Source organism: Sphingobium jiangsuense, assembly GCF_014196495.1.
GTDB lineage: Bacteria > Pseudomonadota > Alphaproteobacteria > Sphingomonadales > Sphingomonadaceae > Sphingobium > Sphingobium jiangsuense.
Map to the genome: position 1 here is coordinate 68291 of NZ_JACIDT010000003.1, position 12410 is coordinate 80700.

Annotated in this window: 13 protein-coding genes; 4 read left to right on the forward strand and 9 right to left on the reverse strand. The window is 67.6% G+C overall.

Going from position 1 to position 12410, the window contains the following annotated elements:
• Positions 1-265 precede the first annotated feature (265 nt).
• From cysS to GGR43_RS05220, 6 genes are read right to left on the reverse strand one after another with little or no spacing between them, the layout of a single operon-like run.
• Entirely contained in the window at positions 266-1726 is a 1461-nt protein-coding gene (gene cysS, locus GGR43_RS05195) for a cysteine--tRNA ligase (protein WP_188070905.1), read from the reverse strand.
• 32 nt (positions 1727-1758) lie between these two features.
• A complete protein-coding gene (locus GGR43_RS05200; RefSeq protein ID WP_188070906.1) occupies positions 1759-2295 on the reverse strand; it encodes a hypothetical protein in 537 nt (178 codons plus the stop codon).
• A complete protein-coding gene (gene cobT / locus GGR43_RS05205; protein ID WP_188070907.1) occupies positions 2295-4121 on the reverse strand; it encodes a cobaltochelatase subunit CobT in 1827 nt (608 codons plus the stop codon). The genes GGR43_RS05200 and cobT overlap by 1 nt, the downstream gene beginning before the upstream one ends.
• A complete protein-coding gene (locus tag GGR43_RS05210; RefSeq protein ID WP_188070908.1) occupies positions 4122-4541 on the reverse strand; it encodes an OsmC family protein in 420 nt (139 codons plus the stop codon).
• Between the two features lie 2 nt (positions 4542-4543).
• Entirely contained in the window at positions 4544-5551 is a 1008-nt protein-coding gene (gene cobS / locus GGR43_RS05215; protein WP_188070909.1) for a cobaltochelatase subunit CobS, read from the reverse strand.
• A 55-nt stretch (positions 5552-5606) separates the two neighbouring features.
• The gene (locus GGR43_RS05220; RefSeq protein WP_188070910.1) at positions 5607-6230 is read right to left on the reverse strand and encodes a J domain-containing protein; all 624 of its coding nucleotides are present in this window, start codon (positions 6228-6230) and stop codon (positions 5607-5609) included.
• 43 nt (positions 6231-6273) lie between these two features.
• Between GGR43_RS05220 and GGR43_RS05225 the strand changes: the two genes are divergently transcribed.
• Together GGR43_RS05225 and GGR43_RS05230 are read left to right on the forward strand one after the other, a co-directional pair.
• Positions 6274-6558, forward strand: a complete 285-nt coding sequence (locus GGR43_RS05225) for a BolA family protein (RefSeq protein WP_188070911.1) — start codon at positions 6274-6276, stop codon at positions 6556-6558.
• An 86-nt stretch (positions 6559-6644) separates the two neighbouring features.
• Complete coding sequence (locus tag GGR43_RS05230; RefSeq protein ID WP_188070912.1) at positions 6645-7913, forward strand: class I SAM-dependent methyltransferase; 1269 nt, start codon at positions 6645-6647, stop codon at positions 7911-7913.
• Positions 7914-7923: 10 nt separating this feature from the next.
• Here GGR43_RS05230 and GGR43_RS05235 read toward each other — a convergent pair whose 3' ends face one another.
• The 3 genes from GGR43_RS05235 to purF all read right to left on the reverse strand — a co-directional run bounded on the left by GGR43_RS05235 (position 7924) and on the right by purF (position 11229).
• A complete protein-coding gene (locus tag GGR43_RS05235; RefSeq protein WP_188070913.1) occupies positions 7924-8946 on the reverse strand; it encodes a peptidoglycan DD-metalloendopeptidase family protein in 1023 nt (340 codons plus the stop codon).
• 82 nt (positions 8947-9028) lie between these two features.
• The gene (locus GGR43_RS05240; protein ID WP_188070914.1) at positions 9029-9754 is read right to left on the reverse strand and encodes an SDR family NAD(P)-dependent oxidoreductase; all 726 of its coding nucleotides are present in this window, start codon (positions 9752-9754) and stop codon (positions 9029-9031) included.
• A 5-nt stretch (positions 9755-9759) separates the two neighbouring features.
• Positions 9760-11229 (reverse strand): amidophosphoribosyltransferase, encoded by a 1470-nt coding sequence (purF, locus tag GGR43_RS05245; protein WP_188071175.1) that lies wholly within the window; start codon positions 11227-11229, stop codon positions 9760-9762.
• Positions 11230-11479: 250 nt separating this feature from the next.
• Between purF and ccmC the strand changes: the two genes are divergently transcribed.
• Positions 11480-12277, forward strand: coding sequence for a heme ABC transporter permease CcmC (ccmC, locus tag GGR43_RS05250; RefSeq protein WP_188070915.1), 798 nt, complete (start codon positions 11480-11482; stop codon positions 12275-12277).
• Complete coding sequence (locus tag GGR43_RS05255; RefSeq protein ID WP_188070916.1) at positions 12274-12405, forward strand: heme exporter protein CcmD; 132 nt, start codon at positions 12274-12276, stop codon at positions 12403-12405. Before ccmC ends, GGR43_RS05255 begins: the two co-directional genes overlap by 4 nt.
• Positions 12406-12410: the final 5 nt, after the last annotated feature.

The following is a 12410-nucleotide window of genomic DNA, read 5'->3' on the forward strand; positions in this document are numbered from 1 at the left end:
GCGGTCTTATTCTGTCATTGCCCCCTTGAGGTGTCCAGCGTGGTTTCTTCCCCGGCATGGGGAAGGGGCCATCGGCCAAGCGCAACGACGGCGGTTGCGGTCGAAGCTGACCTTCGCCTTTATCGTCACCCTGAACTCGTTTCAGAGTCCATTTCACCGGATTGGGCGGAGGAGTGTGGGGCTTGATGGATGCTGAAACAAGTTCAGCATGACTATGGAGCTATGGCCGCTCCACCCCATAGCAGTTATTCCGCAGCAACAGCGCTCAACCGAGATCCAGCTTCCATTCCCAGCGCAGCGGGTCGCCGTCCATCACCTCCACGCCCTTACCCGCCAGTTCGTCGCGGATCGCGTCCGATGTGGCGAAGTCCTTCGCGGCGCGGGCGTCCTGACGGCGGACGAGGGCAGCGTCGATTTCCTCCTCGCTGACAAGGGCGCGCTTCGGGCGGATGCGCAGTTCCTCGCGCGTCAGCACCAGCAGGCCGAGGCCGATCACCGCGTCCATCCGCTCGATCAGCGCGCGCTTCTGCTCGGCGGGAACCTTCTTCGCCGCGATCGCCTCGTCGAGCAGGGTGAGCGCCACAGGCGTGTTGAGATCGTCGCTCAGCGCCGCGTCGAATTTCTCCAGCAGCGGCAGCAGCTTGGGATGCGACACTTCCTCCGCCGACGCCACGTCCCGAAGCGGCGCGACCGCCATCACCATGCGCTTGAGGCGCGTCAGCGCGGCGGCGAGATTGTCCCACGAAAATTCCAGTTCGCTGCGATAGTGCGCCTGAAGGCACAGCAGCCGGTAGGACAGCGGCGCGAAGCCCTTGTCGATCAGCAGTTGCAGGCGCAGGAACTCGCCCGATGATTTCGACATCTTGCCCGACCGGTCGATCAGAAAATTATTGTGCATCCACAGCCGCGCGCCCGAATGCTCCGCGCAGTCGAGCGAGCCGCAGCCGGTAATCGCCTGATTCTGCGCGATCTCATTGGGATGGTGGATCTCGCGATGGTCGATGCCGCCGGTGTGGATGTCGAAGGGCAGGCCGAGCAGCTCGCGGCTCATCACGCTGCATTCCAGATGCCAGCCCGGCGCGCCCCGGCCCCAGGGGCTGTCCCATTCCATCTGCCGCGTCTCGCCCGGCGGCGTCTTGCGCCAGATCGCGAAATCGGCCTGATGCCGCTTGCCTTCGACCGCCTCGATCCGGCCTTCGCCTTCCTCCGTGGCGGCGCGGGCGAGGCGGCCATAATCGGCGACGGTCGAGGTATCGAAATAGAGGCCGGAGGGCAGCTCATAGCAATGCCGGTCCGCGATGCCTTTCGCGAATTCGATCATCTGCGGCACATAATCGGTGGCGATCGACCATTGATAGGGCTGGCGGATGTTGAGCGCCTTCACATCCTCCCAATAGGCCTGCGTATAATGGCGGGCGACATCCCAGATCGACTGGGCCTGCTGCCGCGCCATCTTCTCCATCTTGTCCTCGCCCGCATCGGCGTCGTCGGTCAGGTGGCCGACATCGGTGATGTTGATGACATGGCGCAGCGCATAGCCCTTGAACGACAGCACGCGGCCCAGCGTGTCGGCGAATACATAGGCGCGCATATTGCCGATATGGGGATAGTTGTAGACGGTCGGCCCGCAGGTATAGACGCGCGCTTCGCCGGGATGGACGGGGCGGAATTCCTCCACGGCGCGGGTCAGGCTGTTGAACAGGCGAAGGGGCGTTGCATCACTCATGGCCAGACCCATGCGTCGCGCGCGCGCGCGCGTCAATCCTTCTGTGGCGCGCCGTCCCCTGTCGCCGCGTCGAGCGCCCGGACGGCGCGGATATAGAGCAGCCCGCGATGCGCGATCAGCATGGTGGCCACGAACAGCAGCGATCCGATGATCGCCTTCGCATCGCCATGATGCACCGCCTCCGGCCCGATGCCGAGCCAGGTGCGACTGACATAGCGGGCGATGCCCACCGGCAGGAGCAGCAGCAGCGCGGACAGGGAAAAGCCGCCCATCAGCCGCTGCGTGTCATGGTCGTAGCGCAGCGTCGTCGCCCGCGCGCGAATGGCGCCGGTCGCGCCGCCCAGCGCCAGCGCGATCGCGAAGATCGCATAATCGCGCAGGCGGAACGGCGGATGCGGTTGCAGGTAGAGCAGCGGCAGGATGATCGCGGTCAGCAGCGTCGGCATGATCCACAGGCGCTGGTGGCGAATCTCGCGCTCACGCGGTTTGCGCACCCAGCGCCAGCCGAGCAGCAGGAGGATCGCCCCCGCGGCGAGCGCCGCCCACAGGGGGATCGGCGTCCCCGGCATCAATCCTCGTCGAACAGCCCGGCGAGTTGCTCGACCATCGTGCCGCCCAGCTGCTCGGCGTCCATGATGGTGACGGCGCGGCGATAATAGCGGGTCACGTCATGGCCGATGCCGATCGCGACCAGTTGCACCGGCGAGCGCGTCTCGATCCACTCGATCACCTGCCGCAGATGCCGCTCCAGATAGACGCCGCTGTTCACCGACAGGGTGGAATCGTCGACCGGCGCGCCGTCGGAGATGACCATCAGGATGCGCCGTTCCTCGGCCCGCCCGATCAGGCGGTTATGCGCCCAGAGCAGCGCCTCGCCGTCGATATTCTCCTTGAGCAGCCCCTCGCGCATCATCAGGCCGAGCGAGTTGCGCGCGCGGCGCCATGGCTCGTCGGCCTTCTTGTAGATGATGTGGCGCAGGTCGTTCAAACGCCCCGGCATCGGCGGACGCCCGGCGGCGAGCCAGTCCTCGCGGCTCTGCCCGCCCTTCCACGCGCGGGTGGTGAAACCGAGGATCTCCGTCTTGACGCCGCAGCGCTCCAGCGTGCGCGCCATGATGTCGGCGCTGATCGCCGCGATGCTGATCGGCCGCCCGCGCATCGAGCCCGAATTGTCGATCAGCAGCGTCACCACCGTGTCGCGGAATTCGGTGTCGCGCTCGATCTTGTAGGACAGTGAGCGGGTCGGGTCGATGACGATGCGGGCGAGGCGGGCGGCGTCGAGCAGCCCTTCCTCCTGGTCGAAATCCCAGCTGCGCGACTGCTGCGCCATCAGCCGGCGTTGCAGCCGGTTGGCGAGCTTCGTCACCGCGCCCTGAAGGCTGGCCATCTGCTGGTCGAGGAAGCCGCGCAGCCGGATCAACTCGTCGGTGTCGCACAGCTCGGTCGCCTCGATGATCTCGTCATGGGCGGTGGTATAGGCCTTGTAGTCGAAGCCGGGCGGCAGGTCGCCCATCGGGCGGTTGGGGCGGACGGGCATCATGCCCTCGTCGCCCATGTCCGCGTCGCCCTCGTCGCTCATCGAGTCGGTGTCGTCGCGATATTCGCCCTCGCTCTCGTCGGTCTGGCCTTCCATCTCCTGACCGCGCGTCTCGACCTCGGCGTCGCTGTCGCCGGACTGCTCCTCGCCGCTGTCGCCTTCGTCCTGCTGCGATTCGGCCGAATCCTCCTCGTCCTCGCCGCTTTCGTCGGTCGGTTCGGCAGGCTCGTCCGCATCGACCAGCGCCAAATGCTCCAGCAGGCTGGTGGTCAGCTGCTGATAGGCGCGCTGGTCGTCGATGGCGAGCGCGAGCGCGTCGAGATCGCCGCCCGCCTTGTCCTCGATCCAGTCGCGGATCATCGCCATGCCCTTTTCCGCCACGGCCGGCGGGGTCTGCCCGGTCAGCCGCTCGCGCACCATCAGCGCGACGGCGGTGGCCATCGGCACTTCCTCCATCGAGCGCGCGCGGGTGATGGCGTCGGATTTCAGCCGCAGGTCGAGCGCCGCGCCGAGATTGGCGCGCACGCCCTCCATCGCGCGGGCGCCGATCGCCTCGACGCGGGCCTGCTCGACCGCATCATAGACGGAGCGCGCCATCGCCTCGGCGGGTGCGGCGCGGCCGTGCAGCGCGGCGTTGTGATGGCGCATCTTCAGCGCATTGGCGTCGGCAAAGCCCCGCGCCAGCGCGACCTGATCGGCGGGCAGCGCGCGGCCGGGCGTCGGCACCTTGATCGTCTTGCCCAGCATGTGCGGCGTGTCGGCCGTGAAGGCGACATCCACCTCCATGTCGCGCGAGATCGCGCGGGCGGCGCCGGACAGGACGGACTTGAAGCTGTCGAGGGGAGACCGTTCGCTCATCTACGCCAGATCGCAGGACCGCCCCTCGGGAACGAGGATGGTTTCGATTTCGGTGCGGGCATCGGCCATCAGCCGGTGGATCGGGCATTTGCCCGCGACGGTTTCCAGCTTCCCGCGCTGCTCCTCGCTCAGCGGGCCGTCGATGGCGACGCGGGTGGTCAGGCGATAGACGCCCTGCCGCTCCCCGCTGGCGTCGCGGCTGACGCCGACGCGGATGCCTTCGAGCGGGATGCCGTTGCGTTTCGCGTACCACAGCATCGTCATCGCCTTGCACGCGCCGAGCGCCGCGTCGTAGAGGTCGTGCGGGTCCGGCCCTTCATCCGCGCCGTCGGGCGCGGCCATGTCGGAGATCAGTTCATGATGGCCGATGGTGATGCGATGGGTGGTGCCATCGGGCGCGATGCGTTCGACGACGATCATGCTCAGTTGGCCCGGCCGACGACGCTTTCGGGCAGGTCCTTGCCGAACACGCGCTGATAATATTCGGCGACCAGCGGCCGCTCCGCCTCGTCGCACTTGTTGAGGAAGGAGAGGCGGAAGGCGAAGCCGACATCCTTGAAGATCAGCGCGTTCTGCGCCCAGCTGATCACGGTGCGCGGCGACATGACGGTGGAGATATCGCCGTTGATGAAGCCCTGACGGGTCAGTTCGGCGACCTTGATCATGTTCTGCACTTCCTTGCGGCCGCCCTCATGGTCGTATTCGCCCGACTTGGCGAGCACGATCTGCGCCTCCGTCTCGGCGGGCAGATAGTTGAGGGTGACGACGAGGTTCCAGCGGTCCATCTGGCCCTGGTTGATCTGCTGCGTGCCGTGATACAGCCCGGTGGTGTCGCCCAGGCCCACGGTGTTGGAGGTGGCGAACAGGCGGAACCACGGATTGGGGCGGATCACCCGGTTCTGGTCGAGCAGGGTCATCTTGCCGTCCGATTCCAGCACGCGCTGGATCACGAACATCACGTCCGGGCGGCCCGCGTCATATTCGTCGAACACCAGCGCGACGGGATGCTGCATCGCCCACGGCAGCAGACCCTCGCGGAATTCCGTCACCTGCACGCCGTCCTTCAGCACGATGGCGTCGCGGCCGACCAGATCGATGCGGCTGATATGCGCGTCGAGGTTGATGCGCACGCAGGGCCAGTTCAGCCGCGCGGCGACCTGCTCGATATGGCTGGACTTGCCGGTGCCGTGATAGCCCTGCACCATCACCCGGCGGTTGAAGGCGAAGCCCGCGAGGATGGCGAGCGTGGTGTCCGGGTCGAACACATAGGCGGGATCGAGATCCGGCACGCGCTCGTCCGCTTCGGAAAAGCCGGGCACGGTCATATCGATATCGATGCCGAACACATCGCGCACGCTCACCTCCCGGTCCGGCGTGTCCATCAGCGTTTCGCTGCGCATGTCGGGGTTGGCGTTCGGAATGTCGGTCATGATCTTTCTGGCCTTGAAACTATGGGCGTGGAAAAAGGGGCTTGTCCAAAGGGACTCAGGCAAATGCCGGAGCCTTTCGCAAGTGCGTATAGGCCGCGATCACTTCCTGCAACGCCTTTTCATGGGCGCGATCGCCGCCATTATGGTCCGGATGATAGCGCCGGACCAGCGCGCTATAGGCGTTGCGCAGCGCCCTGCGGTCGGCATCGACGGGCAGGTCGAGCGTGCGCAGCGCCTTGCGGTCCATGTCGGACAGCGGGCGTCCATCCTGCCGCATCGCCCGCGCCTCGCGCGCCTCGCGCATCTTCTGGCGGAAGCCCGCGCCGATCGCGTCGAGCGGGTCGGCGAAATCGGCCCAGCGCGGCCCCGGCGCGGCGGCGTTGGAGGAAAAGGCGCGGGTTTCCCGCTCCCACCCGGCATGGGGGCGCTGCGCCTCGAAAATCTCTTCCTCGCTCATGCCGGAGAAGAAATTATAGCCCGCGTTGAATTCCCGCACATGGTCGAGGCAGAGCCAGCGCCACTGCGGCGGCCGGTCGGCAGGCGCGGACCCGTCGAGCGGCGGCGCGCGGAACTCGCCCGGCTGGTCGCAGCCGGGGGCGGCGCAGGCGCGCGCGTCCCCGGCGACCCGTCCATGGAAACGGGTCTGGCGTGTGCGCTGGTCGTTCGGGCCGGAAGCCAATTATTGGATGTCCTCTTGACGTGAAAAGGCTTATATAGGGGCTATGGACACGCAAGCAAAAGGCCCCGTGGCAACGGAAATCGAAAGTCGGCTGCGTCTGGCCCTCAACCCGTCGCATCTGCTCGTCATCAACGACAGCGATCAGCATGCGGGCCACGCCGGGCATGACGGATCGGGCGAAAGCCATTTCACGGTGGAGCTGGTTTCGACCGCCTTCGTCGACCGCAGCCGCGTCGAGCGGCAGCGCATGGTCAACGAGGCGCTGAAGGAATTGCTGGCCGAGCGCGTCCATGCGCTGCGCATCCGCGCACTCGCGCCGGGCGAGTGACAGTCCGGTTTTGATTCACCCCGGCCCTGTGTCCGCATCGATCGAGGCTTGATCGGGGCAGGGCGGCTGGGGCAGTCTCGGCGATCATGAACGTTTCCGATTCCCCGCGCGGCCGGCATATGGTGAAGGCGGCCCGGATGCTGCCGGACGGCGGGTCGCCGCTCTGGACGCGCGCCTTCGCGCCGCTGGGGCATCGGCTGCTCGACCGCATCGACCGGGGGCTGGACGAGGGGCGGCTGGAGGCATGGCTGCCCGACGGCAGCTTCCGCATATTGGGCGGTCGCGCCGACGGCCCGGCCTGCGAGGTGCGGCTGCGGAGCTGGAACGCGCTGGCGCGGCTGGCGTCGGCCGGATCGGTCGGCTGGTATCGCGCGTGGGAGGCCGGGGAGTGGGACAGCCCCGATCCGGTGCCGCTCTTCGCGCTGTTCATGCACAACGGGCGGGCGCTCGGCTCGGTCGGGCGGGCGCGGGGCCCGGCGCGCTGGCTGGCCCGCGTGCTGCACGCGCTGCGCGCCAACAGCCGCCATCGCGCGCGCGACAACATCGCCTTCCATTATGACCTCGGCAACGATTTCTACGCGCTCTGGCTGGACGAGGGGATGACCTATTCGAGCGCGCTGTTCGCCGACCCGGCGAACCCGCGCGAGGGCCTTGCCGCCGCCCAGACCGCGAAGATCGACGCCGCGCTCGACCGGCTGGACCTGAAGGACGGCGACCGGCTGCTGGAGATAGGCTGCGGCTGGGGCAGCCTCGCGGCGCGCGCGCTGGAGCGGGCGGCGATCCGCTATGACGGCCTCACCCTCTCGCGCGAGCAGGCGGAGTGGGCGCGCGCCCGCCTGCCCGCCGACCGCGCGGCGATCCACCTCACCGATTATCGCGATGCGCAGGGGGCCTATGACGCGATCGCCAGCATAGAGATGGTCGAGGCGGTCGGGCAGGGCTATTGGCCCGCCTATCTCGCCGCGATCCACCGGCTGCTGAAACCCGGCGGCCGGGCGGTGGTGCAATATATCAGTATCGACGACGCGCTGTTCGAAAGCTATGCGGCGAACGCCGATTTCATCCAGACCTATATCTTCCCCGGCGGCATGCTGCTGTCGGAAAGCCGCTTCCGCGCGCTGGCGGAGCAGGCGGGCCTCGGCTGGCGCGACCGGCGCGGCTTCGGCCTGCATTATGCGACGACGCTGCGGCTGTGGCGCGAGCGCTTCGACGCGGCGGTGGAGGAAGGTCGCCTGCCCGCCGCCTTCGACGCGCATTTCGTGCGGCTGTGGCGCTATTATCTGATGTATTGCGAGGGCGGCTTTGCCGGGGGCGGCATCGATGTCGCGCAGGTGACGCTGGTGAAGGAGCGATAGCGCCGCGCGCTCAATCGCGTTGCGGCGCGACAATCTGCCCGCGCAGCGGCTCGCCCTTCGCCACCGGCTTGCCGTCGGCGGTGTAATGGCGGAAGGCGGCGGGCAGCCCCTCGCCGGTGCCGAGGTCCGGCGTGGTTTGCAGGTGGAAGTGCAGATGCGGCTCCGAGCTGTTGCCGCTGTTGCCGCAGCGGCCGAGCTCCTGCCCGGCGGCGACGCTCTCGCCCTCCCGCACCGCGACGCTGCCCTGCCGGAGATGCGCGAAGAACGCATATTCGGAATGGCCGAGGTCGACCACCACATGATTGCCGCCGGGGTTTTTCGCATCCATCGTGCCGATCGGATTGTCCGGCAGGCCGTCCACCACGCGGACCACGGTGCCCGGCGCGGCGGCGAGGATCGGCCGGTCCCAGCAATAATAATCCTCCGGCGCGGCGCCCTTGCCGCCCTGGCTGGCCCCATGACTGCTATCGTCGTGGGCGATCAGGAAATCATAGGCGAAGCGCTGGCCCTTATCGACGGCGTGATAATTGTCCTCCGGCGTGCGGCCGCCCCAGGTGACGTACCATTCGCCGTCGAAGGGCAGGCGCAGTTCGGCCTTGTTCTCATAATCGAGGAAGGCGGACGCGGCGGCCTCCTGGCGCGGGCGGATGAAGAAGCCCGCTATCTTCCCGGCGCGGTCGATCGTCCATTGGGTGACGATCGGGCGCGGGGCCTTGTCATAGTCCGACACGCGCGAATAATAATGATAGCCGAGATAGTCCCGCACCTCTTCGGAGACGACCGTCTTTTCCGTGCCGAACCGGGCTTCGACATATTTGGCGACCTCGCCGAGCATCGCGGCGGAGCCCAGCGCGGCGTGCATCTCTTCGGTCATCCGGTCCCAGATCCGTTCGTAGCGGCCCTGCCGGAAATCGGCCGTCAGCTCGCGGCCGGCGGCAAGCTCCCCCTCCGCCCGCGCATGGGCGGGCAGGATGGAGCCGGGCAGGGCGAGGCAGAAGGCGAGCAGCAGCGCGGCGGTGCGACGGACGATCATGATGCCATCCTTATCCCGCCGGATGCCTGCCCTCAAGGCAGGCGCGCGCTTTTATGTCCGATGCGGCGGCAGGCTTGCGCCCTTACCCCTCGACCCGCAGGAAATGGCCGTCCGGCGCGTCGCCCCGCACCAGATTGAGGATCGCCTGCGCCACCGCTTCCGGCCCCTTGAGGCTCGCCGGATCCTCGCCGGGGAAGGCCTTGGCGCGCATCGCGGTGCGGGTCGCGCCGGGGTCGACGATATGGGTGCGGATCGCGGAGATGTTCCTCACCTCCTCGCCATAGGCCAGCACCAGCGCCTCCAGCGCCGCCTTGGTCGCCGCATAGCCGCCCCAATAGGGGCGCGGATGGCGGGCGACGCTGCTGGTCAGCGCGATGACGCGGGCCCGCTCGCTCGCCCGCAACAGCGGGTCGAAGGCGGCGATCAGCGCCTGTTGCGCGCTGACGTTGAGGGTCAGCGTGCGGGCGAATTCCTTGGTGTCGATCGCGGGAACGGAGGCAAGGCTGCCCAGCGACGCCGCGTTCAGCACGAGCAGGTCGAGCCGGCCCCAGCGTTCGGCCACCGCCGTCGCCAGCCGGCCGATGCTCTCCCCGTCGATCAGGTCGAGCGGTGCGATGGTGGCGGAGCCGCCTGCCTCATGGATGCGTTCCTCGACCGCCTCCAGCCCGCCCGCCGTGCGCGCGACCACCAGCACATGCGCGCCAGCCGCGCCCAGCGCGACCGCGGTTTCCGCGCCGATGCCCCGGCTCGCGCCGGTGACGAGCGCCAGCTTGCCCGCAAGCGGCTTTTCCCTGTCTGCCCCCGCCATCTGCTTCAGACGACCCGTTCGGACAGCAGTTCGAGCTGATCGCGCACCTCGGCCTCATCCTGATCGGTGAGCGAGGTGGGATAGTCGCCGGTGAAGCAGGCATCGCAATATTGCGGGCGGATGTCGGCGCGCTTCGCCTCGCCCAGCGCCTTGTACAGGCCGTCGATCGAGAGGAAGGCGAGGCTGTCGGCCTGGATGAAGTCGCGCATGCCGGGAATGTTGAGCTTGTGCGCGAGCAGCTTGGCGCGTTCGGGCGTGTCGACGCCGTAGAAGCAGCTGTGCCGGGTCGGCGGGCTGGCGATGCGCATATGCACTTCCTTCGCGCCCGCCTCGCGCATCATCTGCACGATCTTGAGGCTGGTGGTGCCGCGCACAATGGAATCGTCGATCAGGACGATGCGCTTGCCGTCTATCAGCGCGCGGTTGGCGTTGTGCTTCAGCTTGACGCCGAGATGGCGGACCTTGTCGCCCGGCTGGATGAAGGTGCGGCCGATATAGTGGGAGCGGATGATGCCCAGCTCGAACGGGATGCCCGATTGTTGCGCATAGCCGATCGCGGCGGGCACGCCCGAATCCGGCACCGGGATCACATAATCGGCGTCGACCGGGTTTTCGAGCGCCAGCTGCGCGCCGATTTCCTTGCGCACCGAATAGACGCTGCTGCCGTCGACGATCGAATCGGGGCGGGAGAAATAGACATGCTCGAAGATGCAGGGGCGGGCCGACACCTCGCCGAACGGGCGATGGGTGCGGATCTCGTCGGCGCCCGCGCCATGGGGCACGACGATCAGTTCGCCCGGATCGACCGAACGGACGAACTCCGCGCCGACCACGTCGAACGCGACGGTTTCGGAGGCGAACAGCACCGCGTCGCCCAGCCGCCCCATCACCAGCGGTCGGATGCCGAGCGGATCGCGGCAGGCGATCATGCCTTCGGGCGTCATGCAGATGAGGGAATAGGCGCCCTCCACCTGCTTCAGCGCGTCGATGAAGCGGTCGAGCAGCGTGCGGTAGTTGGAGGTCGCGACCAGATGGATGATGACCTCGGTGTCGCTGGTCGACTGGAAGATCGACCCGCGGCGCACCAGTTCGCGGCGCAGCTTCATCGCGTTGGAGATGTTGCCGTTGTGCGCGACGGCAAAGCCGCCCGACGCCAGATCGGCGTAGAGCGGCTGGACGTTGCGCAGCGAGGTTTCGCCGGTGGTCGAATAGCGGACATGGCCGCAGGCGACTTCGCCGGGCAGCGCGCGGATCACCTCGTCATTGTCGAAATTGCCCGCGACATGGCCCATCGCGCGATGGGTGTGGAAGGCGCGGCCGTCCCAGCTGGTGATGCCGGCGGCCTCCTGCCCGCGATGCTGGAGGGCGTGCAGGCCGAGCGCTGCCATCGCCGAGGCGGTGGAGGCGCCGGAAACGCCGAAAATGCCGCACTCCTCGCGCAGCTTGTCGTCATCAAAAGGATGGGTGGTGAGCATGTCCTGTCGGTCCACTGCGACTCTGTAATGCCGTTCGAGGCGGCTTGATGGAGCGCATATAGGGGCATTGTTCCCGTTTGTCGCCCCCCAGAGCGTTTTAAGTCAGGCAGATAGGCCCGCCGCTCCGGAATAAGGCGGAAAAACCGGAAAAAGCCGGCGATCGCGCTGGTGCAATTATATCACGGTTCGGACAATAAGTCCCGCACGGGGAAGCTAGTCAGCGTTCCGCAACCCGGCTATGAGGGCGCCCATGCACGCTTTCGCCAATCCGGCCCGTTTCCTGCGCATTGCGCGCCCGCTGACGCCCTGGCTGTTCTGGGGCGGCCTGGCGCTGCTGGTGGCGGGCGCGCTGTGCGGGTTGCTGCTGACCCCCGCCGACTATCTCCAGGGCGAATCGGTGCGCATCCTCTATATCCATGTGCCCGCCGCCTGGCTGGGCATGGGCGGGTGGACGGGCATCGCGGTCGCCGCGCTGGTGCAGATGGTGTGGCGCCATCCGCTCGCCGGTGTCGCGGGCCGCGCGATCGCGGTGCCGGGCGCGCTCTTCACCGCGATCTGCCTCGTCACCGGCTCCATCTGGGGCCGCCCGACATGGGGCACCTGGTGGGAATGGGACGGGCGGATGACGTCGATGCTGGTGCTGCTGTTCCTTTATTTCGGCTATATCGCGCTCGCCCGCGCCAGCGCCGCCGACGGGCGCGGCATCGGCGACAATGGCGGGGTGAGCCGCGTCACCGCCATCTTCGCGCTGGTCGGCGCGATCAACCTGCCGATCATCAACCGCTCGGTCGTGTGGTGGAACAGCCTGCATCAGGGGCCGAGCATCACCGTGCGCGGATCGACCATCGACATGGCGATCCTCTGGCCGCTGGGGCTGACGGTGCTGGGCTTCTCGCTGTGGTTCGGCGCTATTGTACTTATGCGGATGCGTGCCATACTGGCGGAGAACAAGATAGAGGCGCGCCTTGCCCGCATGGCCCGTGAAGGGCTGAGCGAAGGCATGGGTGAAAGCGGGGGCGAAGGCGCGCGCGAAGGACGGGTTGCGTGAATCACTGGCCATATATCATCGCCGCCTATGGGCTGACGGCGCTCGGCACGCTTGGGCTGAGCGTGGCGAGCTGGCGCGCGATGCGCAAGGCGGAAGCCCTCGCCGACGCGCTGCGGCGCGAGCGGTAAGGCAG

What these genes read in the sequence shown, in the direction of transcription:
- cysS (WP_188070905.1), bottom strand. Translation starts at nt 1,726, where the DNA reads ATGAGTGATGCAACGCCCCTTCGCCTGTTCAACAGCCTGACCCGCGCC.
- GGR43_RS05200 (WP_188070906.1), bottom strand. Translation starts at nt 2,295, where the DNA reads ATGCCGGGGACGCCGATCCCCCTGTGGGCGGCGCTCGCCGCGGGGGCG.
- cobT (WP_188070907.1), bottom strand. Translation starts at nt 4,121, where the DNA reads ATGAGCGAACGGTCTCCCCTCGACAGCTTCAAGTCCGTCCTGTCCGGC.
- GGR43_RS05210 (WP_188070908.1), bottom strand. Translation starts at nt 4,541, where the DNA reads ATGATCGTCGTCGAACGCATCGCGCCCGATGGCACCACCCATCGCATC.
- cobS (WP_188070909.1), bottom strand. Translation starts at nt 5,551, where the DNA reads ATGACCGACATTCCGAACGCCAACCCCGACATGCGCAGCGAAACGCTG.
- GGR43_RS05225 (WP_188070911.1), top strand. Translation starts at nt 6,274, where the DNA reads ATGGACACGCAAGCAAAAGGCCCCGTGGCAACGGAAATCGAAAGTCGG.
- GGR43_RS05230 (WP_188070912.1), top strand. Translation starts at nt 6,645, where the DNA reads ATGAACGTTTCCGATTCCCCGCGCGGCCGGCATATGGTGAAGGCGGCC.
- GGR43_RS05235 (WP_188070913.1), bottom strand. Translation starts at nt 8,946, where the DNA reads ATGATCGTCCGTCGCACCGCCGCGCTGCTGCTCGCCTTCTGCCTCGCC.
- GGR43_RS05240 (WP_188070914.1), bottom strand. Translation starts at nt 9,754, where the DNA reads ATGGCGGGGGCAGACAGGGAAAAGCCGCTTGCGGGCAAGCTGGCGCTC.
- purF (WP_188071175.1), bottom strand. Translation starts at nt 11,229, where the DNA reads ATGCTCACCACCCATCCTTTTGATGACGACAAGCTGCGCGAGGAGTGC.
- ccmC (WP_188070915.1), top strand. Translation starts at nt 11,480, where the DNA reads ATGCACGCTTTCGCCAATCCGGCCCGTTTCCTGCGCATTGCGCGCCCG.